27 protein-coding genes and 1 pseudogene are annotated in these 24,918 nt (G+C 63.8%); 15 read left to right on the top strand and 13 right to left on the bottom strand.

Annotated elements, in window-relative coordinates:
• Positions 1-2: 2 nt before the first annotated feature.
• The 3 genes from ACQ6S1_RS04765 to ACQ6S1_RS04775 are packed head-to-tail and all read right to left on the bottom strand — an operon-like array spanning position 3 to position 3,450.
• Positions 3-1,070, bottom strand: coding sequence for a sensor histidine kinase (locus ACQ6S1_RS04765; protein ID WP_445039993.1), 1,068 nt, complete (start codon positions 1,068-1,070; stop codon positions 3-5).
• Complete coding sequence (locus ACQ6S1_RS04770; protein ID WP_445039994.1) at positions 1,067-1,498, bottom strand: response regulator; 432 nt, start codon at positions 1,496-1,498, stop codon at positions 1,067-1,069. Before ACQ6S1_RS04770 ends, ACQ6S1_RS04765 begins: the two co-directional genes overlap by 4 nt.
• Entirely contained in the window at positions 1,498-3,450 is a 1,953-nt protein-coding gene (locus ACQ6S1_RS04775) for a CHASE domain-containing protein (protein WP_445039995.1), read from the bottom strand. Before ACQ6S1_RS04775 ends, ACQ6S1_RS04770 begins: the two co-directional genes overlap by 1 nt.
• A 430-nt stretch (positions 3,451-3,880) precedes the next feature.
• Between ACQ6S1_RS04775 and ACQ6S1_RS04780 the strand changes: the two genes are divergently transcribed.
• The 5 genes and pseudogenes from ACQ6S1_RS04780 to ACQ6S1_RS04800 all read left to right on the top strand — a co-directional run bounded on the left by ACQ6S1_RS04780 (position 3,881) and on the right by ACQ6S1_RS04800 (position 7,742).
• Positions 3,881-4,546 carry a MotA/TolQ/ExbB proton channel family protein gene (locus tag ACQ6S1_RS04780; protein ID WP_445039996.1) on the top strand — a complete coding sequence of 222 codons (666 nt, stop codon included), beginning with the start codon at positions 3,881-3,883 and terminating at the stop codon, positions 4,544-4,546.
• Positions 4,546-5,004: pseudogene (gene tolR, locus ACQ6S1_RS04785) on the top strand (protein TolR); the annotation flags it as partial. The gene ACQ6S1_RS04780 and the pseudogene tolR, both read left to right, overlap by 1 nt.
• 141 nt (positions 5,005-5,145) lie before the next feature.
• Positions 5,146-6,153 (top strand): energy transducer TonB family protein, encoded by a 1,008-nt coding sequence (locus tag ACQ6S1_RS04790; protein ID WP_445039997.1) that lies wholly within the window; start codon positions 5,146-5,148, stop codon positions 6,151-6,153.
• Between the two features lie 88 nt (positions 6,154-6,241).
• Positions 6,242-6,691: a c-type cytochrome gene (locus tag ACQ6S1_RS04795; RefSeq protein ID WP_445039998.1), complete on the top strand. Its 450-nt coding sequence runs from the start codon at positions 6,242-6,244 to the stop codon at positions 6,689-6,691.
• A gap of 103 nt (positions 6,692-6,794) precedes the next feature.
• A complete protein-coding gene (locus ACQ6S1_RS04800; protein WP_445039999.1) occupies positions 6,795-7,742 on the top strand; it encodes a SurA N-terminal domain-containing protein in 948 nt (315 codons plus the stop codon).
• 75 nt (positions 7,743-7,817) lie between these two features.
• Here the strand turns inward: ACQ6S1_RS04800 and ACQ6S1_RS04805 are convergent, their stop codons facing one another.
• The 6 genes from ACQ6S1_RS04805 to pncB form a co-directional block, all read right to left on the bottom strand.
• Entirely contained in the window at positions 7,818-9,005 is a 1,188-nt protein-coding gene (locus ACQ6S1_RS04805) for a DUF3618 domain-containing protein (RefSeq protein ID WP_445040000.1), read from the bottom strand.
• A complete protein-coding gene (locus tag ACQ6S1_RS04810; RefSeq protein WP_445040001.1) occupies positions 9,002-9,406 on the bottom strand; it encodes a phage holin family protein in 405 nt (134 codons plus the stop codon). Before ACQ6S1_RS04810 ends, ACQ6S1_RS04805 begins: the two co-directional genes overlap by 4 nt.
• Positions 9,396-10,130, bottom strand: coding sequence for a hypothetical protein (locus tag ACQ6S1_RS04815; RefSeq protein ID WP_445040002.1), 735 nt, complete (start codon positions 10,128-10,130; stop codon positions 9,396-9,398). The genes ACQ6S1_RS04810 and ACQ6S1_RS04815 overlap by 11 nt, the downstream gene beginning before the upstream one ends.
• A gap of 168 nt (positions 10,131-10,298) precedes the next feature.
• Positions 10,299-12,026, bottom strand: coding sequence for a gamma-glutamyltransferase (gene ggt / locus ACQ6S1_RS04820; RefSeq protein ID WP_445040267.1), 1,728 nt, complete (start codon positions 12,024-12,026; stop codon positions 10,299-10,301).
• A gap of 69 nt (positions 12,027-12,095) precedes the next feature.
• Positions 12,096-13,760, bottom strand: coding sequence for an L-lactate permease (locus ACQ6S1_RS04825; RefSeq protein WP_445040003.1), 1,665 nt, complete (start codon positions 13,758-13,760; stop codon positions 12,096-12,098).
• Between the two features lie 258 nt (positions 13,761-14,018).
• Complete coding sequence (gene pncB / locus ACQ6S1_RS04830) at positions 14,019-15,326, bottom strand: nicotinate phosphoribosyltransferase (protein WP_445040004.1); 1,308 nt, start codon at positions 15,324-15,326, stop codon at positions 14,019-14,021.
• Positions 15,327-15,598: 272 nt separating this feature from the next.
• On the opposite strand from pncB, the gene ACQ6S1_RS04835 reads away from it, so the two are divergent.
• Both ACQ6S1_RS04835 and ACQ6S1_RS04840 read left to right on the top strand, forming a co-directional pair.
• Positions 15,599-16,363, top strand: coding sequence for a histidine phosphatase family protein (locus ACQ6S1_RS04835; protein WP_445040005.1), 765 nt, complete (start codon positions 15,599-15,601; stop codon positions 16,361-16,363).
• A complete protein-coding gene (locus ACQ6S1_RS04840; protein WP_445040006.1) occupies positions 16,360-17,247 on the top strand; it encodes an NAD(P)H-hydrate dehydratase in 888 nt (295 codons plus the stop codon). The genes ACQ6S1_RS04835 and ACQ6S1_RS04840 overlap by 4 nt, the downstream gene beginning before the upstream one ends.
• 6 nt (positions 17,248-17,253) lie before the next feature.
• Here ACQ6S1_RS04840 and ACQ6S1_RS04845 read toward each other — a convergent pair whose 3' ends face one another.
• Positions 17,254-17,610: a hypothetical protein gene (locus tag ACQ6S1_RS04845; RefSeq protein WP_445040007.1), complete on the bottom strand. Its 357-nt coding sequence runs from the start codon at positions 17,608-17,610 to the stop codon at positions 17,254-17,256.
• Between the two features lie 209 nt (positions 17,611-17,819).
• Between ACQ6S1_RS04845 and ACQ6S1_RS04850 the strand changes: the two genes are divergently transcribed.
• Positions 17,820-18,245 (top strand): hypothetical protein, encoded by a 426-nt coding sequence (locus ACQ6S1_RS04850; RefSeq protein WP_445040008.1) that lies wholly within the window; start codon positions 17,820-17,822, stop codon positions 18,243-18,245.
• A gap of 68 nt (positions 18,246-18,313) precedes the next feature.
• Here the strand turns inward: ACQ6S1_RS04850 and ACQ6S1_RS04855 are convergent, their stop codons facing one another.
• Entirely contained in the window at positions 18,314-18,490 is a 177-nt protein-coding gene (locus tag ACQ6S1_RS04855) for a DUF2934 domain-containing protein (RefSeq protein WP_445040009.1), read from the bottom strand.
• Positions 18,491-18,675: 185 nt separating this feature from the next.
• Here ACQ6S1_RS04855 and ACQ6S1_RS04860 point away from each other — a divergent pair, with 185 nt between their 5' ends.
• The 3 genes from ACQ6S1_RS04860 to ACQ6S1_RS04870 all read left to right on the top strand — a co-directional run bounded on the left by ACQ6S1_RS04860 (position 18,676) and on the right by ACQ6S1_RS04870 (position 20,672).
• Positions 18,676-18,885 (top strand): hypothetical protein, encoded by a 210-nt coding sequence (locus ACQ6S1_RS04860; protein ID WP_445040010.1) that lies wholly within the window; start codon positions 18,676-18,678, stop codon positions 18,883-18,885.
• Between the two features lie 168 nt (positions 18,886-19,053).
• Positions 19,054-20,052 carry a 2-hydroxyacid dehydrogenase gene (locus ACQ6S1_RS04865; RefSeq protein ID WP_445040011.1) on the top strand — a complete coding sequence of 333 codons (999 nt, stop codon included), beginning with the start codon at positions 19,054-19,056 and terminating at the stop codon, positions 20,050-20,052.
• Positions 20,053-20,156: 104 nt separating this feature from the next.
• On the top strand, positions 20,157-20,672 hold the full coding sequence (locus ACQ6S1_RS04870) for a DUF2380 domain-containing protein (protein WP_445040012.1): 516 nt from the start codon (positions 20,157-20,159) through the stop codon (positions 20,670-20,672).
• A gap of 73 nt (positions 20,673-20,745) precedes the next feature.
• Here the strand turns inward: ACQ6S1_RS04870 and ACQ6S1_RS04875 are convergent, their stop codons facing one another.
• Positions 20,746-21,801 (bottom strand): serine endopeptidase, encoded by a 1,056-nt coding sequence (locus tag ACQ6S1_RS04875; RefSeq protein ID WP_445040013.1) that lies wholly within the window; start codon positions 21,799-21,801, stop codon positions 20,746-20,748.
• A 236-nt stretch (positions 21,802-22,037) separates the two neighbouring features.
• On the opposite strand from ACQ6S1_RS04875, the gene ACQ6S1_RS04880 reads away from it, so the two are divergent.
• The 4 genes from ACQ6S1_RS04880 (at position 22,038) to ACQ6S1_RS04895 (ending at position 24,589) form a co-directional block, all read left to right on the top strand.
• Positions 22,038-22,589: a DUF924 family protein gene (locus ACQ6S1_RS04880; protein WP_445040014.1), complete on the top strand. Its 552-nt coding sequence runs from the start codon at positions 22,038-22,040 to the stop codon at positions 22,587-22,589.
• 142 nt (positions 22,590-22,731) lie between these two features.
• Entirely contained in the window at positions 22,732-23,100 is a 369-nt protein-coding gene (locus ACQ6S1_RS04885; protein ID WP_445040015.1) for a hypothetical protein, read from the top strand.
• A gap of 279 nt (positions 23,101-23,379) precedes the next feature.
• A complete protein-coding gene (locus ACQ6S1_RS04890; protein WP_445040268.1) occupies positions 23,380-23,922 on the top strand; it encodes a thermonuclease family protein in 543 nt (180 codons plus the stop codon).
• A 139-nt stretch (positions 23,923-24,061) separates the two neighbouring features.
• On the top strand, positions 24,062-24,589 hold the full coding sequence (locus ACQ6S1_RS04895; protein ID WP_445040016.1) for a hypothetical protein: 528 nt from the start codon (positions 24,062-24,064) through the stop codon (positions 24,587-24,589).
• Here the strand turns inward: ACQ6S1_RS04895 and ACQ6S1_RS04900 are convergent.
• Positions 24,586-24,771, bottom strand: a complete 186-nt coding sequence (locus tag ACQ6S1_RS04900) for a hypothetical protein (RefSeq protein WP_445040017.1) — start codon at positions 24,769-24,771, stop codon at positions 24,586-24,588. The genes ACQ6S1_RS04895 and ACQ6S1_RS04900 overlap by 4 nt on opposite strands.
• Positions 24,772-24,918 lie beyond the last annotated feature (147 nt).

A 24,918-nucleotide genomic window follows, 5' to 3' on the forward strand; every position in this document is an offset into this window, starting at 1 on the left:
GCTCACACGGGTGAGAAGCGAAGGATGATTCGGGTGCCCTTGTGCGCGGGGTCGAACTCGATGGGGGTGCCGATGATCCGCGCCATGGCGTTGATGATCTTCGAGCCCAGACCACCGCCGCGCGGCGTGCCCTGCCCCGTCCAGCCGATGCCGTCGTCCTCGATGGTCAGATTGATCTGCTCATCGACACCCTGCCTGAGACGGATGCGGATATTGCCCTCTGTGCCTTCGGGATAGGCGTATTTGTAGGCATTGGTCACGAGCTCGGTGACGAGCATTCCGAGCGACACCGCCTTGTCGGTGGTCAGACGCACCGGCTCGGCCTCGAGCTCGATCGGATGGGGACGCCCCTCTCCGCTCAGCGCCGATTCCAGCTCCTCGACGAGGCCCTGCAGATAGGTGTCGATCTCGACGAAGCGCACATCGTCGGAGGTGTAGAGGCGGCGGTGGATCTGGCCGATGGCGGCGATACGGCCCTGCGTCTCGTGGAGCGCTGCACGCGCGGCCGGATCGCTGACCATGGCCGATTGCATGGTGACGAGCGAATTGACCAGCTGCAGCGAATTGGCGACGCGGTGATTGACCTCGCGCAGCAGAAGCTCCGCCCGGTCGCGGGCTTCGCGCACCTGGCGCTCCGCCTCTTCCTTGGCGCGTTCGAGATTGCGCTGCTGCACCGCCTGCAAGATGGCGCTTCGCAGCAGCTCCAGGAAAACGCCCTCGACATCCTTGATGACGTAATCGGTGGCGCCGGCCTTCAGCGCCGCCACCGCGATACGGCTCTCGTCGGCGCCGGTGACGTAGATCACGGGCGGCGCATCCGGGAGGGACTGAATGTCGTAGAGAGTGGCCAGGCCGTCCTTGCCCGGCATGAAATGATCGAGGGTAACCGCGTCGAACTGCTCGACCTTGAGGCGCTCGAGGCCCTCGTCGCCGTTCGAGGCGAAGGCCACGTCGAAGCCATGCCGGGTCAGAGCCCGCTCGACCAGCCGCCGCAGTCCCGGATCATCATCCACGTAAAGAACGCGAATGCCACGGGCTTCGGAAATCGCGGCGGCAGCCTCTTGGCTCATATAGCTTCGGGCACCTGGATGACCGACAGGAAAAGCCCCAGCTGGCGGATGGCCTGCGCGAAGGTTTCGTAGTCGACAGGCTTGGTGATGTAGACGTTACAGCCGAGATCGTAGCAGCGCTGGATCTCGACCTTGTCGTCGGTGGTCGTCAGCACCACGACCGGCGCCTTGCGCAGATGCTCGTCGGCCTTGATCTTGGCCAGGATGTCCGTGCCGCTCATGTCGGGCAGGTTGAGGTCGAGCAGAACGAGGAACGGTCCGGGACCACGCGCATCCGGCGACAGCAGGAAGCCGAGCGCATCGGTGCCGCTGACGAAGTGCTTGACCTCGTTGTTGACGCCGGCACGACGGATGTTGCGCTCGATCAGGCGCGCATGCCCTTCGTCGTCCTCGATCATGATGATCGTGACGGGGTTCTGCTGCGGCATCACGAATGTCCTTCCGTTCGGGTCAACGTCTTCGGCAGGCGGACCCGGAATGTCGAGCCCTGCCCCTCCTCGGAGCTCAAAGTAATCGTTCCGCCAAGACGACGGACCAGCGCGCGGACATGGGCAAGGCCGATGCCCTCGCCCGGACGGTCCTGCGCACCGGCGCGGCGGAACAGATCGAAGACGCGGCTGTGGTCCTTCACATCGATGCCCCGGCCATTATCCTCGACATCGATGGCGATGGTCGTTCCCTCGCTCCAACCTCGCACCTTTACCTGTCCGGGACGGCCGGGAGCAAGATACTTCACGGCGTTCTCGACCAGATTGCTGAAGATCTGTTCCAGAGCGACACGATCCGAGACGATCTCGGGCAACGGCTCGATCTCGATCTCCGCACCTGCGGTGTCGATCTGCTGAGCGAGGCTCTTGGCGATCGTCTCCATCAAGGCCGTGAGATCGATCGGCTCGGGCGCCAGGATCCGGCGGCCTTCGCGCGAGAGCTTGAGAATGGCGTTGATGAGCCGGTCCATCTTCGCGGTGGACGAGCGGATGAAGTCGATCGCCTCCGGAAGATCCTCCTCGATGGCGAGGCGCGCGGTCTCGTCGGCGTTGCCCGGCTCCCGCTTCACCGCATCGTGATAGAATTTCGCCAGGCTTTCGCGGGCAACGTCCAGCTCACTCGTGAAGCCCATGACGTTGACGAGCGGCGAACGAAGATCGTGGCTGACGATGTAGGTGAAGCGCTGCATCTCCTCATTGGCTTCCTGCAGATCGGCGGTGCGGATCGACACGCGCGTCTCCAGATTGCGGTTGAGGGTTTCCAGCGCGTGGCGGGCACTTTCCAGCTGGGCGGTGCGCTCCTCGACGCGATGTTCCAGCCCGCTATTGGCAGCGCTGAGTTCCTCGCGGGCGATCTGCGCCTGCGCCGTCGCACGGGACTGGGCCAGCGAGGCCGCGAACAGGAAGAGCGTCGTCAGCAATCCGCCGCCGATGACATAGGGGATCAGCGCCCGGTTCGAATCCTCCATGAAGGAGGGCGTGCTGCTGGCCCGCATCACCCAGGTCTGGCCGGCCACATCGAGGATATGGCGCGCGGTGTAACGACCGGGAGCATTCGCGCCGGAGCGGAACAGCAGATCGGCCTCATCGGCGTCGCTGCCGTCATAAATCGCATATTGCAGTTCACCCGTGCGATTGCGCAGCCCGAACGCCTTGGTGAACAGGTCTCCGGTGCGGAACGGGCTGTAGACCCAGCCCTTGAGGGCGGCGCGGCGCGCTTCGACCGTTTGCGGAAAGTTGTCGTCGGAGGTCTCGTAGACCGGCACGTACAGAAGGAACCCGGGATAGGTGCGCCCCTCTTCCTCCTGCACCAGCACGACCTTGCCGGTGGCGGCCCGGACGCCCGTATCGCGGGCGCGCTCCATGGCGGAACGGCGGCGCGGCTCCGTGAACATGTCGAAACCGATCGCACGTTCGTTGCGGATGTCCTGCGGCTCCAGGAAGACGATGCTGGTGTAGAAATCCCGCGGCGTGGCGGGGCTGAGGGCAAATCCCGGCCGCGCGCCTTGCCGCTGCGCGACGAAGCTCTCGACCTCGGTCGGCGCGACGATCGTGGCGTAGCCGATGCCCTGGACGCCCGGATAGAGTTCGACAGCGTTCAGGCGGCTGAAATAGGCGCGGAACTCCTCCTCCGTGACATCGCCGCTGGCCGCGAACAATCCCGCAGCTCCACGCAACAACGCCACATAGGTGTCGATGCGGTCCACGATGGCCGTGGCCTGATCCTGCACGAGATTGTTGAAGCGGGCGCTCTCCACCTGCTCGACCTGCCGCATGAGCTGGGCACTGGCCAGAACGGTGCACAACATTCCCGCAACGAGAATGAGAGCCGGAAGCGCGGCCCGCCTGAAGCTGAAACGCCGACGCGATACAGGCTTCTCTTCAACAGCCATCAATTCCTTGACACCCTCCGCGAACGGCGGCCCCGCGCGAGCACCGCGCCGTTCCTTCAGTGGGCATGCAGGTAGCGCAAAATCGCCGAAGAGTCTCGTTGAAAGTCCCGCCACTCTCCAACCGCACCGGACCACATATCCAGCCAGCTGGAAATACTGCAACGCTCCCCTGTACTGCAAAGATATAGACATCGAGAGCTTCAGCACACTTTCAATAATCAGCCCAAAGTCGGAGATCATCATCGGACGAACACTCGGACCTGGGCCGTACACACATTCAGAATCTTTCTACTTTTTAGTTCTTCTAATTTTAGACTTGCAGAATAAGGTTGACATCGCTGGCGTACGAGGAAAGGAAAGACCCACACAGCCTGGCGGTGGCTCCGGCTCGGCTCGGCCGTTTTTCCTTTTCTATGCAGACAGGTTCGCCATGAACGAGGCGCACGATCTTTCTTTCCTCGGCCTCTTCCTCCAGGCCGATATCATCGTGAAATCGGTGATGGTGATGCTGGCCCTGGCATCGGTGATCTGCTGGACCATCATCATCGAGAAACTCGTTCGGTTCTCGGCCATCAAGCGCCATCTGCGTACCTTCGAGACGGCCGGACGTACCGGCGATCTCGCGAACGTGAAGGGCGACCTGCCCAACAGCGTGCTCTCCGCCGGCATGACCGCCTGGCACGATTATGACTCGACCGAATCCCGCGCCGAGCGCCGCGACCGTATCGAGCGCGCCATGAAGGGCGCGATGACGGCGCGCCTGCGCCGCGTCGAAGTGGGGCTGCCCTTCCTGGCCACCATCGGCTCCGCCGGCCCGTTCATCGGCCTGTTCGGCACGGTGTGGGGCATCATGAACTCGTTCTCCGCCATCGCGCAGAGCCAGGACACCAGTCTGGCCGTGGTGGCGCCAGGCATCGCCGAGGCCCTGTTCGCCACCGCGATCGGCCTCGTCGCCGCGATTCCCGCCGTGATGGCCTACAATAAATTCTCCGTCGATCTCGGCCGCATCGCCTACCGCACCAGCGCGGTGATCTCCGAGCTCGGCAACCGGCTCGCCCGCGACCGCACGCTGACCCGCGCCGAGGCAGCGGAATAATGGGCGCTCAGGTCGGCGGCCACGGCGGCAATTGGGAATCCGAGGACGGCGGCTTCACGCCCGTCTCCGACATCAACGTGACGCCGCTGGTCGACGTCATGCTCGTCCTGCTCATCATTTTCATGGTTGCCGCGCCGCTGATGACGGTGGGCGTGCCGGTGCAATTGCCCAAGACGGCGGCCGCGAAATCCACCGAGCCGAAGGAACCCACGGTCGTCTCCATCGACAAGGAGGGCAAGGTGTTCCTAGGCGAGGAAGAGCTGACCGAGGATACGATCGTCGCCAGGCTTGCCGTTCTCTCCGCAGAGGACAACCAGCGCGTGGTTCTGGTGCGCGGCGATCGCGACATCCCCTACGGGCGCATCATGGAAGTGATGGGCCAGGTCTCGATGGCCGGTTTTCAGAAAGTTTCGCTGATCGCTGAAATGGCGGCCGGCGGCGCACCGACGGCTCCCGCAATCGCGCCCGTCGATGGATCGAGCGCCCCGGCTCCGATGGCACCCGCCGCTCCGGCAGAGCCGGCACTGGCCGCGCCTTCCGCACCGGCGCCCGCGCCCGCCGCACCCCAGCCGGCCACGCCCTAGGACGCGACGATCGCCATGGTTGAACCGGCTGGTTTCCAGATCGAAGACCCGCACGCCCTTGAGGAGCGTCTGCGCAAGCGTGACCGCCGCCGCCTTCTGACGGCCTTCACGGTCGCGGCGTTGCTCCATGCCGGGACCGCCTTCGCCATCGCCTATTCGCGACCGCCGGATCCGATCGAGCCGCCGGGCGAGATGACGATCACGATCGACCTTGCTCCCGCAATGGCCGAGACCGAGAGCGCAACCGCCGGCGAAACCGAATCCATCGCCGCGATGGAACAGCCCGACGAACCGGAACCCGAGCCGGTCGAGGAGCCCATCGAGGAAACGCCGCCAGAGCGGGTCGAGGAAACGCCTCCCGAACCCGTGGAAGAAGTGGTCGAACCGCCTCCGGAGCCGCCGCCGCCGGAGCCGGTCGAGGAAATTCAGGAGCCGCCGCCCGAGGTGGTGGAACAGGAGCCCCCTCCGGAGCCCCTCCCCGAGCCTCCGCCTGAGGAGATCGTGGAAACCCCGCCTCCGCCGCCCGCGGAAGAGGCCGTGGTCGCGATGCCGCCGCCCCCGCCACCGAAGCCGGTGATCAAGAAGCCGGTGGTGGAGAAGCCCAAGCCCAAGAAGCCGGAAAAGCCGAAACCGGTGAAACGCGCGGAGCGGCCGAAGCCCAAACCGTCGCAAGCCTCCGCCGCCTCGGCCGCCGCCGCATCAACGCGGCAGCGCAGCGAGGTGGCCGGCAGCGGCGCGCGCGCCACGCCGAACGAGATCAACCGCTACACGGGACGGGTGCGCGCGGCCATCGAGCGCCGCAAGCGCCGCCCGTCCGGTGCAAGCGGCGGTGGCACGGTGCATGTCAGCTTCACGATCCTGGCGTCCGGCCAGGTGACGGGGGTGCGGGTCACCGGGTCATCCGGCAATCCAGCGCTGGATGCCGCAGCGCGCGACGCCGTGACCTCGGCAAGCATCCCGCCCATTCCCGCCGGAATGGCGGGTCGGATGAACCTTGGCGTGCCGATCCGGTTCAACCCGTGACCGGCACGCGAACGTGAGTGAAACAGCGGTTTTCCTTTGAAACCTTCCAAGCTAGGCTGTGCGCCCATCCGTCATTCGTGAGGAATGCATGCGCACTGCCCTGCTCGCCTGTGGTCTCATCGTCACCGCCAGTTTCGCCATGGCTCAAAGCCGCGATCTCGGCGCCGAGCGCGAAGCCACGATGAAGGAGGTTGGCCGTGCCTTCGGACAGGTCAATCGCATGAACCGCGGACAGGCCGAGTTCGACGGAGCTGCGGCAAGCGAGGCGTTTCGGACCATGTCCAGCCGGGCCAAGATGTTCGCCGGTCTTTTTCCCGACGATTCCCGCACCGCCGAAGGATCGCCGGGCGTGAAGTCGTCACCTGCGATCTGGCAGAACAAGGCCGATTTCGAAACCCGCCTGGTCAAATTCTCCACCGACGCCGAGGCCGCAACCGGGCAGACCGGCGACGAAGACAGCTTCAAGGCGGCGTTCAAGGTCGTTGCCGCCAATTGCAGCTCTTGTCACGAGCTTTACCGGATCGACGACAAGCGCTGAGATGAAAAGAAAAGGCCGATTGTCTGCATTTGCCAAATTCTCGGCAATGTTGCATGGCCTTTAGGTAGGGAGATCGCGTGATCTCCCTTTGCTGAAAGAGACGATGTCGACGATGGCCACGTTCCGCATGCGCGCCCGCACTCTACTTCTTGCCGGCTTTGCCGCCGCTGCTCTTGTGGCATTGCCGGGCGGGCACGAGGCTCATGCGCAGACGCGCATCAAGGCGCTGGTCAACCAGACGCCGATCACCACGACCGAGATCAGCGAGCGGCAGGCCTTCGTCAAGATCACCCAGCGCAAGAACGTGTCCGCCAAGGAAGCCCTCGAGACGCTGATCGACGAGCAGCTCATCCAGCAGGAGGCCAAGAGGCGCGGCCTCACCATTTCCGACGGTGACGTGGACGAGCGCTTCAACGCCATCGCCGGCAATATGAAGCTGTCTTCGGCGCAGCTCGGCCAGGCCCTGTCACAGGCCGGAGCCAGCTCCCGCACCTTTAAGGAAAACATCCGCACCCAGTTGATCCAGCGCAAGCTGATCCCGGCGCTCATCAAGGCCAAATCCGGCGTGTCCGAAAAGGACATCGCCGCGCAGATGATGGAGCGCAAACAGAGCGGTCAGGCTCAATCGTTCCGCTACGTCCTGCAGCAGATCGTGTTCGTCGTGCCGCAGGGATCCAGCCAGGCCTATACCGCGCAGCGTCGCAACCAGGCCGAGGCCTTCCGCAAGCAGGTCTCCAGCTGCGACCAGGCCGTGGCGTCCGCCCGCCAAATCCGCGACGTGGCCGCCAAGCCGCGTGTGATCCGCATGAGCGCCCAGCTGCCGGGCAATCTGCGCGACGAGATGGCGAAGCTGTCGCCCGGCAAGACCATGCCGGTAACGCCCGGAAGCTCGGGTCTCGAATTCGTCGTCGTCTGCGAGAAGAAGGATGCGCCCGACGACACGGCGTTGCGTCAGGAGATCCAGAACGAGCTGGCGGGCGAGCAGAGCAAGGGCGAATCCGAAAAGTTCGTCTCCGATCTGCGACGGAAGGCCCTGATCCAATATCGTTGAGCCTGAACCTGGAGTTCAGAGCATAAAAAACCCCGTCCGCGGAACGGACGGGGTTTTGACGATCAAACGAGATCGTCAGATGCTGGTGTAGGGTTTCGGCGAGGAATCCTGCGGCTTGTTGATGTCGCTGGCCAGCTTGCCCGACGCATCGTCTGCCTTCTTTTCGGCCTCGGACGCGGTGGACTTGACCTCCTCGGTCAGGGTCTCCTTGCCCTTTTCATAGACGGCGCGCACGCGATCGCCGAGCGAGCCAGCGGCGTCCTTGGCGTCGGAGGTCGTGAAGCCCTGGGCTTGCGCCTCACCCTTCACTTCCTGATAGGTATTGCTGACGGCTTCCGCCGCACGCTCATAGCCCTGCTGGGCCAACTGCGCGGCCTGCTCCTTCACACGATCGGCCTGCTCGCCCACAAGACGGCGCTCGGTGGGCGTCGACCGGAAGGAGGCGCCGATGATGGCGCCGATGGCGAGGCCGAAAGCAGCGACCAGCAACGGCTGCTGATCCGCGATCTCCCCGGCGCGGCGGGTGGCCTGACGGCCCGTGCGGTATGCCTGATCACCGAGATGCGATGCCCGATCGCGCAGATGATGCGCCTGCTCGCTGGCGCGATCTCCGTAATAGGAGGCCCGCTCCGACAGCCGCGATGTCGAACCTGACACCCGGTCGCCGGCGCTGCTGACGCTGTCGGACACCGAAGACGCCGCATCGCTGACGGCGCCACTGACCGAGGATGCCGCACCGGACACCGCGTCCGCCGCGCTCTTCGCCGCATTGGAAAGGCTTTCACCGGCGCCTTTCAGTCCGCTTCTGGCCTTGTCCATGAGTCCGGGCTCCTTGTTCTGGAAGCGTTCATAACCCTCAGCCTCGAAATCCGAGCGGCTGTAAGGTGTGGAAACAGTGTCGTCTCGGTAATAGGACGGTGATGATCCGAAGCGGCGAGCGCCCGAATAATAATCGTCCTCGTCATAATCGACGGATGAATAGGACGATCGTCCGAGGGACGGCGTGCCCTTGCCGCTGATGAGCCAGGCGATGCCGGCGCCGATGAGGGCGACGGGGATGGGATTGTCCTTCACGCTGCGGCCAAGATTGCGAGCGAACTCGCCGCCGCCGCTGCCGCTTGCGAATTCCCAAATCTCGTCGACCACGGCCCGTGGCTGCACGCGCTCGCGCAGCTCACCCAAAGTGGTTTCGAGCCCCGCGCGCGTGCTCTCGACCTCACGCTCGATGTCGCTGCTCGATTTGTTGGATGCGTCGTGCGTCATTTAGCCTGCTCCTTGAGAAGCGCAGCATCCTGCGCGAGCTGATCTGCGGTCTTTCGCGGCACGAGGTTGGACGTCTGCAGCGCAGCCGTGCCACGATTGAGAAGGATGTAGCCAACGACGGCGACCGCCACGCCGACGATGATGGAGGCCAGCCACGGGGCGAGCCCCGCTTCGGTCAGCCCGGTGACGGCCGCGGCCAGCAGCACATTCAGCGCCGAGATGAACAGCACCGCCGCACCTATCAGCATGCCGATGCCGATGAAGCCCTGCGTGACCTTTTCGGACAATTCCGCCTTGGCCAGCTCCACTTCCTTGCGGAACAGCGTGGAGCTTTGTCCGAACAGGTCGGCAACGAGGCCCGGCAAGGACCGGTTGCGCTCGAAATCCTGATCAGAACTCATTGCGCGAACCTCCTCGCACCGTGCCGAAATTGCCGGGCTGCGGCTGCGCCGGCGACAGCGGATCCTCACCGGTCACGGGGTCGGCGCGATCACCGATGGCGCGGTCGTCGCGCGACCAATCATCGTCGTTCGACCAATCGTTGCGCGGGCGGCCGATGGAGGTGTTGCGGTTTCCCTGACCGCGATAGACGGGGGTCTCGGGCTCAGCCGTGCTCTTCAGGAAGCGCGACAGGAGGACGCCCGCAACCACCGCGCCGCCGAACACTGCCAAAGGCTGGCGGCGGGCGAAATCACGCGCCGTGCTGATCAGATCTTCCACCGAACGGTCCTTGATGTCGGCGGAGAACTGATCGACTCGCGAAGCCGCCTGACGGATCAGCCGCGCGGTGTGGGGAGACGCCTCTTCCAGATCGTCCGCCGCGCGATCGACTGCCGTCGCAACGCTGGAAAGGCGCTCGGCGCCTGCGTTCTTCTGTTCCTCGGCGAGGCTCTTGGCCTTGTCGGCCGCGCCCTGGGCGAGCGTCGAGGCTTCGGCGCGGATATCACCGGCCACGGCTCGGGAAGTTTCCTTGAGGCTCTGCGCGCCTTCGTTCAGGGCATCCTTGCCCTGCGCCTGAAGGTTCTGCGCCGCAGATTTGACGTCCTGCGCCGCGTTGCCAAGCGTATTGTTCGTATTGGTGTTTCCGGACGAGGGATTGGTGCCGGAAGTGGTCGTGGTAGCCATCGGTCTGGTGTCCCCATCGCTAAGAGAAATCGCCCTCCGGCGACTATTCTGAGAACAACCACATGCGGCCGCGTGTTCCGTGCCACGCAAAGATTATCGTTCCCGGAAAGCTTTGCGCTCCCAGATCAACAATGCAGAATCTGTAGATTTGGACGCGACGCCCGAGGGTCAGTAGCCTCGGACCGCTCCAGCGCCGGCGCGGCTGTCGATGGCGCCGAAATAGCGTTCCTTGCGCGCGAGATCCGCAGCGCCGAGCTTCGGCCCGCCGACGAGGATGCCGGCTGCTTCGCCCCAGATCGGCCAGTCCGCATCGCCGGAAACCTTGTGGCCCATCTCGGTGAGGATGCGGATCGTGTCCGGCGAAAGCGCGCGCGGCTCGATCGTCACCACATCCGGCAACCATTGATGATGGATGCGCGGCGCATCCACGGCTTCCTGGATGTCCATGCCATGCTCGATGACATTGAGGATCACGCCCAGAGTGATGGTGATGATGCGCGCCCCGCCCGGGCTGCCGATCACCATGACAGGCTGCCCGTCGCGCGAGACGATGGTCGGGCTCATGGATGACAAAGGCGTCTTGCCGGGCGCAATGGCGTTCGCCTCGCCCTGCACGAGGCCATAAAGATTCGGCACGCCGGGCTTTTGCGTAAAATCGTCCATCTCGTTGTTGAGCAGCACGCCTGTTCCGGGCGCCATGACCCGCGCACCGAACGAGCCATTCAGCGTGTAGGTGACGGAGACCGCATTGCCCTCGCGATCGATGATGGAATAATGCGTCGTCTCCGGCTTCTCGGTGAAGCCCTGCGGCATGAGATTGGCCGATACGCCAGCTCGGTAGCGGCTGATCTTCGCGCGGATTTCCGCGGCGTAATCATCGGAAACCAGCTTCTCGACCGGGTTTTCCACGAACGCCGGATCGCCCAGCGCCGAATTGCGATCGACGAAGGCGTGCCGCATCGCCTCCACCATCAGATGCACGCCATCGGCCGAGTGAAAGCCGAGGCTCGCCAGCGGATAGGCCTCGAGGATGTTGAGGATCTCGCAGATGATGACGCCACCGGAGCTCGGCGGCGGTGAGGACGTGATGGTGTAGCCGCGATAGCCGCACTCGACCGGGCGCAGCTCGCGCACTTTGTAATCCTCGAAATCGGCCTTCGCGAGCACACCGCCGCGCGCCTGGCTGGCGGCGACGATGGCATCCGCGGTCGCGCCCTTGTAGAAGGCATCCGCTCCGCTCTCGGAGATCGCTGCGAGCGTTGCGGCGAGATCGGTCTGGACTAACCGGTCCCCCACGGCGAGCGGAGAGCCGTCCTTCAGGAAAATCTTCGCGGAGGCCTCGTCCTTGGCCAGATCCTCATTGCCCTCCTTGAAGGACGCGACATCGCCGGCTTTGAGGGTGAAGCCCTCCCGCGCCAGTGCGATGGCCGGGGCCAGGAGATCCGGCCTTGGCAGGGTGCCATAGGCCTCGCGGGCATGTTCCAGGCCGCGCACTGTGCCGGGCACGCCGACCGCGAGGAAACCGTCGGTGCTGAGGCCGGGCACGGGATTGCCCTGCGCATCGAGATACATGGTGCGGGTGGCGGCCTTGGGCGCGCGCTCGCGAAAATCGAGGAAGGTGGTGCGGCCATCCTTGAAGCGGACGGTCATGAAGCCGCCACCGCCGATATTGCCGGCAGTGGGATAGACAACGGCCAGCGCATAGCCCACGGCAACCGCCGCATCGACGGCATTGCCACCACGCTTCAACACCTCAACCCCCACATCGGAGGCGAGATGCTGAGCGGTGACAACCATCCCGTTCTCGCCGCCGACGGGTGGGCGCGACGCCGCACCGGCCGGGACGAGAGGAATGGCCAGGAGAGAGATGGCCGCAACGATCCGGACAACCGACATCTTCGCCATGCGCATCCCCTCCCTGGGTGAGCCTGGCCGCACGGGAGCGCGGCCGGGCGGTTTGGGCGTCTAGTGGATCACCATTTCGGTGAACGGATAGACATAGGCTTGCAGCATGACGAGGCCGCCGACAAGGCAGGCCAGTACCACCGAGTGCCAGAACACGAACCGAAGGATCGTGCCTTCGTGGCCGAACCAGCCCGTCGCCGTCGAGGCCACGACGATGGACTGCGCGTCGATCATCTTACCCATGACGCCGCCGGACGAATTGGCCGACGCCATGAGGATGGGCGACAGGCCCAATTGCTCGGCGGAGATCTTCTGCAGGCCGCCGAACAGGACGTTCGACGCCGTGTCCGAACCCGTCAGCGCGACGCCCAGCCAGCCGAGCAGCGTGCCGAAGAACGGATACAGGAAGCCCGCGCTCGCGAACGCCAGACCGAGCGTTGCGTCGAGGCCCGAATACCGCGTCAGCGTGCCGATCGCGAGCATGGCCGCGATGGTCAGCAGCGAGGCCCGCAGCAGGACGATGGTCTTGCCGTATTCCTTCAACATCCGCCACGGCGAGAAGCCGACGACGACGCCGAAGATAAGCGCCGCCAGCAGCATGCCCGTGCCGGTGTAGGACACGTAGGTGAAGGCGAACACCGCACTCTCCGTCACCGGCGCGGCGACGACGGGCGGGCCCTTTTCCACGAGGTTGTGCAGACCGGGAACGGGGAAGTTCCAGGTGAAGATCGGGTTCACGAGGTTCTTGAACCAGCCCGAGCCCCACACCAGCAGGATGGCGCACACGATGATCCACGGCATCAGCGCCGCCCACACCTGCTCGCGCGTTGGTGCGGGCTTTTCCTCGGAATTGCGCGGCGGCATGGTCGCTGCCGACTCGTCCTTGGAGCGCAGCGCCGGCGAAAGCCAGAGCTTCTTGGGCTGCCAGATCTGCAGGAAGCCGATGAGGCAGGCCATCGAGATCAGCGAGGCGCCGATATCGACGATCCAGGGGTTGATGTAGTTCGAGATCAGGAATTGCGAGAGCGCGAAGCTGCCCGCCACCACCAGAATGGCCGGCCATACGCCCATCATGCCGCGGAAGCCCGCGAACGCCCAGATCAGCCAGAACGGCACCAGAAGCGAGAAGAACGGCAATTGCCGCCCCACCATGGCGCCCAGGAGATAGGGATCGAGGCCGGTGACGCTGCCGAGCGCCGCGATGGGCGTGCCCAGAGCGCCATAGGCCACCGGTGCGGTGTTGGCGATGAGCGACAGGCCGGACGCCGCCAGCGGCGAGAAGCCGAGGCCGATGAGGATGGCGCCCGTGACCGCCACCGGAGTGCCGAAGCCGGACGCACCTTCGAAGAAGGCGCCGAACGCGAAGGCGATCAGCAGCAGCTGGAGCCTGCGGTCCGCCGTCACGCCGCCGATCGTCTGTTCGAGGATCTGGAAGCGCCCGGTGGCCACCGTCAGCCGGTACATGAAGATGACGTTGAGCACGATCCAGCCGATGGGGAACAGACCGGTCGCGATGCCGAGCAGCGTGGCGCGGGTGGCCAGGCCGAACGGCATGGTGAAAACGAAGACGGAAACGAGAATGGCAAGGACGAGGGCGATGAAGGCCGCCACATGCGCCTTCACCACGTTCGAGGCGATGAGGGCGAGCAGCGCGACGATGGGAATGGAAGCGATCGCGGCCGAAAGATACACGCTGCCGAAGGGGTCATATAATTGTTGCCACATGCCCGTTTCCTTCCGTTGGCGGATTTATTCTTCCAACTTCATCGGCCCGGTCTTGAAGATCTCGCCCCGGCGGCGCCCAGCACACCAGCCCTGATCTTGTGTTTTCCTCTTCCAACTCATGCCGAGTCGCGCAGTTGGAAGCCGAGTTGATCTCAACTCGGCTCCAGCCTCAACCATCTTTGGTGGTATATTTGCGGGATGGACATTACGGCCTCGCAGGGCCGGCCGTCTGCGGTGCCCCGCGCGTCCCCGTCCGGCTCAGACCAGCGCTTCGCGCGTTTCCAGCTCGGGGCTTTCGAACACGTGGCGATAGCGCGCGATGTCGGCCGGTTCGCCCGTGGCCTTGGCCGGATTATCGGACAGCTTCACCGCCGGCCGGCCATTGACCTGCGTTACCTTGCAGACGAGCGAGATCGGGCCGAGATCGAGGTCGGGGCGGTTCGACAGCCCACGGAAATCGTTCGTGAGATTGGTGCCCCAGCCGAAGCTCATCTGCACACGGCCGGCAAAATGCCGGTGAGTTTCCTCGATGCTATCGATGTCCATGCCGTCGGAGAAGATCAGGAGCTTCTCGCGCGGGTCGACATCATGCTCTTCCCACCAGCGCATGATGGTCTCGCCCGCCGGAATGGGCGGCGCCGAATCCGGCCGGAAGCCGCGCCAGTCGGCCACCCAGGGCGGCGCCTCGCGCAGGAATGCCTCGGTGCCATAGGCGTCGGGCAGGACGATCAGGAGATTGCCGCCGTAATAACGCTGCCAGTCCTGCAGCACGCGATACGGCGCCTGCCGCAGGTCATCGTCGGTGTCCGACATGGCGGCCGTAACCATGGGCAGCTCATGGGCGTTGGTGCCGATCGCCTCGAGGTCGGCCTCCATTGCGATCTGCACATTGCTGGTACCGATGAAGGCCCCGCCCAGCCCTTCTTTCAGCGCCTCCACGCACCAGCGTTGCCACAGATAGCTGTGCCGACGGCGCGTGCCGAAATCGGAGATGACAAGGTTCGGCAATTGCTGCAGGCGCCCGACCTTCTCCCACAATTTCGATTTCGCGCGCGCATACAGCACGTCGAGCTCGAAGCGGCCGAATTCCCGCAGCGCGGCGCGCGAGCGCAATTCGTTGATGATCGCGAGCGCCGGGATCTCCCACATCGTTGTGTGGCTCCACGGACCGTGGAAATGCAGCTCGAACTGCCCGTCGACGCGGCGCAATTCGTAATCGGGCAGCTGGAAATCCTTCAGCCATGCCAGGAAGTCCGGGCTGAAGATCTGGCGTCGGCCATAGAAGGTGTTACCCGCCAGCCAGATCATCTCGCGCTTCGAGAAGCGAAGGCCGCGCGCGAAATCGAGCTGGGCGCGAAGCTCCGCTTCGTCGATCTCGTCGGCGATGCGCACCCGCGTCGTGCGGTTGATGAGCGAGAACGTCACCTGCTTGTCGCGATGTTTGCCCCAGATCATCTGGAGCATCAGCAGCTTGTAGAAATCGGTATCGAGCAGGCTGCGGACGATGGGGTCCAGCTTGAACGTGTGGTTCCACACCCGGGTGGCGATGTCGGGCACAACCGCCATTACTGCGCCCTTCCGATGCTGCGAGAGCGGGCCATGAGCGTTCTTCCTATCGCACCGAAGCCGTTCAGCCGGCTCCCTTCTTTGCCCTGGAAGGTAACGTTTCCCGCCGGGACCGCAAGCAGTCTATGCCGGGACAGGCAGGATCGCCACGCCCGCAATAAGACGTTCGGAGGGGCTGAACCTTCCGGCCTTCGGCAGAGTTATTCCGGCGTCGGGCGGCCAATCCGTCGCGCCGGGCCATTCCGATAATGTTCAGGCAGGGGAGAAGCGTGATGCCGCAGCGTTGGCCGCAACAGCTCTGGATCGTCCGGCATGGCGAAAGCGCCGGCAACGTGGCCCGCGAGGCCGCGATGGTCTCGGGCCTTTCACGCATCGACATCGAGGACCGCGACGTCGACGTTCCTCTGAGCGCGCGCGGTGAGGAGCAGGCCAGCGCATTGGGCGCCTGGTTTGCCGAGATGGCTCCGGACGAGCGGCCGCAAGTGGTGCTCGTCTCGCCCTACCGCCGCGCGATTCACACCGCCGAACTGATCCGCGACGCCGGCGGATTCCATCCGGAAACCGACAATCTGGTGCTCGACGAGCGGCTGCGCGAAAAGGAATTCGGCGTGCTGGACCGGCTGACCGGCGCCGGCATTGCGGAACTCTATCCAGACCAGGCCGAATTCCGTCGCCTGCTCGGCAAATTCTATCATCGCCCGCCGGCCGGCGAGAGCTGGTGCGACGTCATCCTGCGTTTGCGCAGCGCGGTCGATACGATGTGCCTGCACCATGATGGCTGTCGCGTGCTGATCGTCGCGCATCAAGTGGTGGTGCTGTGCCTGCGCTACCTGATCGAGAACATGACCGAGGAAGAGATCCTGGCCATCGACCGCGCGGAGGACGTGGCCAATTGCTCCATCACGGAATATCGCTTCGATCCGGACAAGGGCCGTCACGGCTGCCTGAAGCTTGAGCGCTTCAATTTCGTGGCGCCGGTGCGCGAGCATGGAGCGCCCGTCACGGCCGAGCCGGACGCCAACGTGGCCGCGCGATGAGCCGCCCGCAGCCGCTCGACGCCGAGCTTCTGCGCACCCTGCCTTTGCCCGAGCCGCAAGAGGGCAGCAAGGAAGACCGCGGGCGCGTCCTTATCGTGGGCGGCAGCCGGGATGTGCCGGGTGCGGCTCTGCTGGCCGGGCTCGGTGCGCTGCGGTCAGGTGCCGGCAAGCTGCAGATCGCGACCGCCGCAAGCCGCGCCGCCGCGCTCGGCCTGGCCATGCCGGAAGCGCTGGTGATGGAACTGCCGGAAAACGGCCATGGCGGCTTCGCACCCGAGGCAATGCAGGTTCTGAGCGAGAAGATCACCCGCTGCGACGCCCTGGTGATCGGCCCCGGAATGCGCGAGGACGCGGATGCCGACGCCCTGACAGCCGGCTTGCTGCGGGCAGCGCCCGGCCTCCCTTTCGTATTGGACGCGGCGGCCCTGTGCGGTCTGATGGCGATGGTCGATGACATGCGGTCACGTCCGATGCCGCCGATCATCACACCCCATGCCGGAGAAATGGCCAATCTGCTCGGCATCCCCCGCGAAGAGATCGAGGCCGATCCCGTCATTGCGGCCCGGAAGGTCGCGGATACGCTTGGTGCGGTGGTGGTGATGAAGGGCAGCACGACCCGCATCGTCGATGCGCAGGGCGGCGACTGGCTTTACACCGGCGGCAGCGTCGGCCTCGGCACGTCCGGATCGGGAGACACCCTGGCCGGCATCATCGGCGGCCTTCTGGCACGCGGTGCGGCCCCCGCGCAGGCCGCCCTGTGGGGCGTGTTCCTGCACGGAGAGGCGGGCCGCCGCCTTGCCCATTCCGTGGGAAAGCTCGGCTTCCTGGCCCGCGAGATCCCGGATCGGGTGCCTGCCATCATGGACGAGTTCCCGACGATCTGACGGCGATCAGCCGGGTGTCTGCCGCAGGAGATCATCGTTCCGCTTGACGCAAGCCTGGACGAAATTCTCGCCCTCGCCGCCCGCGAGTTCCAGATGGTCGCGCTGCTGCTCGCACACCTGACGCTGCTGCTCGGCCGGCGCGGCTTTTGCCGCCGGGCCCTTGCCGGCCGCGCCCGTAAGGCAGGCCATCACGAATTGCTTCTTCTGCTCGTCTGATGGGAGGCTCTGGGCTTCCGCCTGGCTGGTGCAGCTGACCATCGCCTCCTCCTGCGGAATGCCCTTTCCGTGCGTCGTGCTGTGAGCGCCCTGGGCGAAGGCCGGCGCGCTGGCGAACAGGGCGGCAATGGCGATGACAATCTTCATGTCTGGTCCCTCCGGATATGCGGGTCCAACGCACGAGCCCTCGAAAAGTGTCTTTCGGCGTTGCAATCCTCCGCACCTTGTTCATCGCCCGTGAACCGAACCCGCACGATCTCGACTTCGTGCGAATCATATCCTTGCGGTGGAACGTAGGGGGCCTAAGCTCACCCCTTCAGCCGCTCGGCAAGAGGCGGCACGTGGGAGACGCGTCAATGGACACTGTCGAGATCATCACCCGATCTCTCGAGCGCTGTCTGCTCGAGATGAACACCGGCGAAGGCCGGCTCAAACTTCTCTGCCCCGACGGCCGCACCGAAGTCAGCGGCAGCTTCAACATCCGGCGACTGGCCGAAGCCGGCGCCGCCGCACTCCAGGAAGCGGTGGATGCGGAGCGCGAGGCCTGCGCGTCCTTGTGCGAGCATTTCCACACCGACGACGGACCGGCCGACGCCCACATGCGCGGAACCATGGAAGGATCGCATGCGGCCGCCGCTTCGCTGGCTCGCCAGATTCGCGGGCGCGGATCGCTCCCGGCCGGTGATGGCACGCTTGTTCATGATGGAATGCGGTTTCCCATCATGATGCCCCGTTCGGAAATCGCCGATACCGGCGCCTGCCCCAACACCTGGTGGCCCTAGGCTTTCTTCGGCTCGCCGGACGCGCGGTCCCTTATATCGGGCGCTGCGCGTCCATCAGAACCTCGCAATCAGCGGCGATCCGGGCGCCCTGCGGCCCGTGGCTCGAAGGAGCCCTCCTCCGGCGCGCCATCGCCCAGAATCTCGCGACGCGCCTGCAGCCAATGCTCCCGCTCGCGCCCTTCGGGCTGCCCTTCCTGAATCCAGATCTCATAGGCACGAAGGCGAATCAGCTCGTCCTTGTCCATTGTTCTCTCCGCGATCCATTGGCGAGGATGGTGGCCGTACATCTGCGCAATGGCCGCCGTCTTGATAGCGCAACGATGTGACGCCACACATAAAAATGACAGGGCGGGACTTTAAACCTTTTTAGCCGGATGTGGGACCGAACCGCTCGCATCTGCGTTCACAACGGCAAAGCGGGAGAAGACGAATGGCCGACAACAAGTTCACCGGCATCCAGGTCGATGTGCGCAGCGAGGATGAACTCGTCATCACGATCGAGACCAGCGTGGGCACCACGCTGACTTTTAGCGCCAGCGTGGATCAGGTCGAGGAAATCATGGACGTGCTCGCGGAGGCCTTCGAGGAGGTCGACGAGGAGGATTTCGACGACGAAGAGCCGAGCGACAAGCAGGACTGAGTCTTTTGCCTTCCGGGCCGCAGCGATAGTGCCGGCCCCTTTTTCCGCAGCCGCGTCCTTTTCTGAAGGCGCGGCTGCGCCATGTCAGGCACCCCGTATCGTTGCGCCTTGCGTGTGGAGCCCGCGCGTTGGACCCTCCCGGCCAGGAAAGGCACATCACGGGGCCCAATGCGAACGATCGTTTTCAGCACGCAGCCTTACGACCAGCATTTTCTCGATGAGGCTCTGCACAATCATCGCGGCGAAGGCCCGTTCGAACTCGTCTACGAGCCGGCGTCCCTCTCCCTGCGCACGGCCGCTTTGGCCCAAGGCAGCCACGCGGTGTGCGCCTTCGTCAACGACGTGCTGGACGCGCCGGTCCTCGAGGCTCTGCACGGCCATGGGGTGCGCGCCATTCTGATGCGGTGCGCGGGCTTCAACAATGTCGATATCGCTGCCGCCCGCCGGCTCGGTCTGTTCGTGGCCCGCGTGCCCGCCTATTCACCGGAAGCGGTGGCGGAGCATGCGCTGGCCCTCGTCATGACGCTGAACCGCCACACGCACCGCGCCTACAACCGTGTGCGCGAGGGTAATTTCATGCTCAACGGCCTGTTGGGCTTCAACCTGCACGGCAAGACGGCGGGCATTGTCGGCACGGGCAAGATCGGCCTGGCGCTGGCCCGCATCCTCCATGGCTTCGGCTGCACCGTTCTGGGCCACGACCCCTTCCCGTCCGAGGCCTTTGCGCCCTACGGCACGCTGACCGGGCTCGACGATCTGCTGCGGCGCTCCGACATCATTTCCCTGCACTGCCCGCTGACCGACGGCACGCGGCACATGATCGACGCCGCCTCGCTCGCCCGCATGAAGCGCGGCGCCATGCTCATCAACACATCGCGCGGCGGCCTGATCGACACAGGCGCCGTGATCGCCGCTCTCAAGAGCCACCAACTCGGCTATCTCGGCATCGACGTCTACGAACAGGAGAATGCACTGTTCTTCCACGACCGCTCGTCCGACATCATCGACGACGATCTGTTCCAACGCTTGATGACCTTCCCCAACGTGCTGGTCACGGGCCATCAGGGCTTCCTGACCCGGGAGGCGCTGGAAGAGATCGCCCGGGTCACGTTCCACAACATGCGCTGCTTCCGCGACGGCGTGGCCTGCGAGAACCGCATCGGCTGACACCGTGCCTCTTTCTTTCCGCTCGACGAGCATCAAGTTCGCAGAAAGCGCTGCGAAGAACGCGATGCTCAAAAACGAAGAAAACACGAGCGGAGGAAGCAAACATGCACGGTCATTCACTTGCAGCGACAGGGAAATTAGCGACTGTCTGCGCTGTCCTGTTTGCGGCCCTACTGCCCGCACCTGCGCACGCGGCGTCGGGCGTGCTCGTGGCCGATTTCGACTACACCGACACGTCGGGCGAACTCTCCGACCAGACGGCCGCTCATGCAAAGCGCCTGAAGATCCTGGCCGATACCATTCGCGAGGAACTCTCGAACCACAGCATTCCGGCCCAGCCCTTGGCCTGCGGCAAGCCAATCTGCTCCCTGCGGGAGGGAGGCGGCGCGCTGCTCAGAACGATCGCGAAGACGGCCGATGCCGAATACCTCGTCTACGGCGACGTGCAGAAGATGAGCACCCTCATCGGCTGGATCAAAATCGAAATGATCGATGTGACGACAGGCGAAATCGTCGCCTCCCAGGTGCTATCCCTGCGAGGAGACAATGATGAGGCCTTCGAACGCGCCGCACGCTTCGCCTGGAGAAACGTTCTGGAGCCGGCGCTGAAACGGCCGTGAAGGCCGGCAGAGTTCGCATCAAGCCGGCATTCCAGATGTCTCTTGGCGCGACGATTCCACATCGCTCGAAACGCTATATCGGCTGACCTTCCGGCGCGGCGGCGGGGACGCCGCAGGCCTGGCAGAAGGGTGAGAATGCGCTCTTGCGGGTATTGCAGGTGCGGCAATTCTCGAACAGGCCGATGCCGCAATGCGGGCAGAAGGTGACGTCGCCGCTGCTCAAATTCACCGCACGCTCACAGCCAGGGCAGACGCCCTTCGCGAGGCGGCCGAGCGCTGTGTCGTAGTTCAGCTCGTTGCGGCGCAGCTCGTCCGGTTGCCGCTCCGCCGCCTTTTGCCGGGCAAGATAATTGTTCAGGGCAATTATGACGCTCCGGCCAACGACAACGGTCAGGACGAGACCCACGCCGTACCGAACATAACCGCCATAGCTCGGCAGATAGGGCACAAGCTCGACGAAGAAGGTGAACAGCGCGAAGAAGATGAAGCCCCAGCTGAAAGGCCACCAGGAGCCCTTGCGGTGCCTTCGGAAAAGCCAGAACGCCACCAGAAGCAGCGGCAATGTCAGCGCAAGGCGGTAGCCGAAGACGCGCAGTTCGGCTTTCCTGCTTTCGGCCGTGAGGCGTTCACTGGCGTCGCCACGCAGGACATACAATTGCTCGCGCGCCGCAGCCTCGCTCTGTCGGGCATCGAGCATCTTCTGTTTCTGTGCCTGAACGGCTCTCTCGGCGTTTTCCTGCTCGGCCTTCAACGCATCGAGCGCGGACGTCCGCGCGATCAGTTCATCGTCCTGCGACGGGAGGTTCGTGGCCTTCCTTGTGTCCAGCCAATTTGTGAAGGTCTCGCGGGCGTTGTTGTAGGCGCTGCGGGCAGCCGCCAGCTTGAGGTTGAGCTGATCGAGTTCCGACGACGCCGACGCGTGAGCGGATTGCGCATCCTCGAGAGCGGTCCGGAGGGGCTCAACGGATGCCTGGTCGAGAAAATCCTCGAGCTGCAAGCGCCGTTCCACCTGCGGCAGATCCGCGATGAGAAGGCTGCCGAAGCCGACGAGGCAGAGAGCGAAGGCAACCGACACCAGCCACAGGCCGCGCTGGTACCATTGCTCCGACAAGCGTCTCGATTTGCTCATAGCCCGACCCCTCGTTGCTCTGCGACTGATCCGCGCCAGTTGCGGAGGCAAGCTGTGCGGGAAACCGAGGTGTCAAAACCCGCAAGGAAGCGGAGTGTCAAGCCTGGGCGGAAAGTGAAGTGGAACAGTCACTTGAAGGCTGATGGGATTTCCCATCAGAATCCACGGCCGAAACGGCCGCGCTCCAGATCGGCGGCAGCCGGCATGTTCATCATGCGGAGAGGGAACTGGCAGAGATGAAGAACCCCGACGAGACCGCCCATGACGTGTTGAGTTTCTGGTTTGAAGACACGCCGCCGGACAAATGGTTCGTGCAGGATCAGGCACTCGACCGCGAGATCGAAACCAGATTTCGCACCGCGCGGGACAGGGTCGTCGCCACGCGCGCCGAGGGCTGGAAGGACACGCCCGAGAACCTCCTCGCGGCGATCATTCTGGTCGATCAGTTTTCCCGCAACATCTACCGCGGCAAAGCGGAAGCCTTCGCTGCCGATCCTTTGGGGCTGGAGCTCACACGATACGCCATCTCGCAGGGGTGGGAGCAATCCTACCCGCCGGAACGCCGGGCGTTCCTGTATCTCCCGATGATGCACGCCGAAGACCATGACATTCAGGCGGAATCGGTTCGCAAATTCGAGGAACTCGGCAATCCCTACAATCTTCGATTCGCCATAGAACACGCCGACGTCATCCGTCAGTTCGGGCGCTTCCCGACCCGTAACGACGCGCTAACGAGAGCCCACACAGCCGAAGAAGTGGCCTTTCTCAGCAAGCTTGCGCAGCGATAAAGGCGATGCCGCCAAACCCGGCCGGCTTGGACCGGAATGGGTAGGCGCCGCCGATTGCTTGTACTGCCGGGTCGAATCTGGCCTTTTTCAACGGCTTAGCATCAGCGGCTAGCTTGAATGGCCGCCCAGTGAGGACGTTTGGATGCGCTCCGTTATCGCGAAAACATTCGGTGGCTTGTCCGCACGATATTACATTCGCCAATTTCTCTTCGGTCTCATCTTCACAACATTGATGATCTCCACTTTGACCCTGGGAGATCAACAACAATCACCGCCGTTCAGCATCTATGCGATAATCGCGGCAAACACCTTTTTGTATCCGTATTCGCGCTTCGTCTATGAAAGCATCGTCGAATACATCACGGGCGGAAATCTGTTCTTCTTCAGCGCCGTCCTGGTGCTCATCGTGAAGCTTATGACGATGGCGCTGTGCTGGTCCTTCGCCATCTTTATCGCGCCCATTGGCCTGATCTACCTCTACATCCATCACAGCCGAGGATCGGCCGTCTGACGACGGCGGTTATCGGGACGCGATCACGCTTCGCCTTCCCGGCACCAAGAGCCCGCGAGTTTACGGAATGCAGGCCAGCCGGGTGGCTTCTTGCCGATGATCAGCGTGCGGAGGCATGCGCCAAGGTTCCTGACACCGATTTCGGCAGCGACGACCGCAACCTCGGCAGGCCCACGCATCCAGCTCGAAATGGAGAGGAAATGGTGCTCCCAAGGGGAGAGAATTATTCTACTAGTTTCAATAGGTTTGCCAGCTTCGTACATGCAGCCACGCCCGTTGATGCACAACGATAATTTTTGCGTTTGTCAAACCTATTCGGAGCATCCCTTACACTTGCCCGCACCCTTGAAGGCTTCTTTATTCACGCTCGTCGCGCTTACCTTCATCACGCCCGCCTGGGGCGCCTCTCCCATCATCGGCCGCGCATCGGTCATTGACGGCGATACGATCGAGATTCGCGGCCAGCGGGTCCGCTTGTGGGGCATTGACACGCCGGAGGGGCAACAGACCTGCCGGAACGAGGTTGGAAAAACGTACCGCTGTGGCAAGGAAGCGGCGGATGCGCTCGACGAGTTGCTCGAGGCAGGTCGGCCGACTCGCTGTGCCCCGGTCAATGTCGATCGTTACGGCCGTACCGTGGCGCGTTGCACGGCCGGCAGGCAGGATGTTGCCGACGCATTGGTGCGCCGCGGCCTAGCCGTCGATTATCCGGCGTTCAGCCGGGGAAAATACGCGCCCGCCGAGCGTGACGCCCGGGCAGCAAAGCGAGGCCTTTGGCGCGGGACGTTCCTCAAGCCATGGGAATGGCGACGGTCGCGCTAGGTGCGCTATTTCTGTAACGCCTCGCTCATCAAAGGCGCTGGCTACGTAGAATATCTCTATCTCGACTTTGGTATAGCCGATACAAAAACAGGCACTTAGGACGCGCATTAGGCGCCTCCTGCATCCTTTAGTGCCTCTGATGTCAGATCTTGAAGTTGCCGTCGCCGCGTATCGTTACGATGTCGAAGCAGACGTAAAATGGGCCAACACCCGGATGGCCCAACTCTTCCGAGTCGATCCGGTCAAAGCTGCGGACGGTACTCCAGCGAAGGAGTACGCCAAGCAGTTCATCAATCCTCTTGATTTCGACCGCATCATGACCCGCGTGCGTGATGCGGCAGTAAAGTGCGAAAACTACGTGGAAACGTACTGCCTGGATGTGAACGGAGAAGAGCGGACGCTGTTCTCTTCAGGCTGCGGGCTTGTGGACGCGTCTGGTCGCAAGATGCTGGTCGGCACCATCATCGATGTGACGCCCGGCCAAGCCATGGGCTTCCTGAGAGGCCGCAAGGATCTCGATCGCATCGCCGATGCCTGCATCGACCTGCACAAGATGGCCGATCGCGCTGATATGAAGGTGCTCAAGCACTTGATGAACATGGCCCTCCTTGAGCTTGCCCCCAGTGTCGCTAAAGCCGAGAAGCTGAAGCGGCTAGACATGGGTTAATGCCGCGCGCGAGCCTGCTCCTCCGCAGTGTCGAGTTCGCCCAATGCAAGCTGGAGGATGAATACGAGCTTTGGGTTTCCGACCCTCTCGGCGGCTGGGATCGCCTCATCCACGATTCTCGCCCTCATTTTGGCGATGAGCGCGACCAGATCTCCCGTAGTCATCGAAAGGTCGTCGATCACGGTCACCTCTTGAAGAAATATGAGCCTCTCCCTTAACTCCTTGGCGCCTTTACGCAATGCCTCAAAAATAGGCCTCGCTCACTTTATCGCCAAGCGTTGCGCAAAAACCCTATAATTTTAGTAGACAATCATCTCGTTCTCATAGCC

Source organism: Terrihabitans aquatilis (assembly GCF_052542005.1).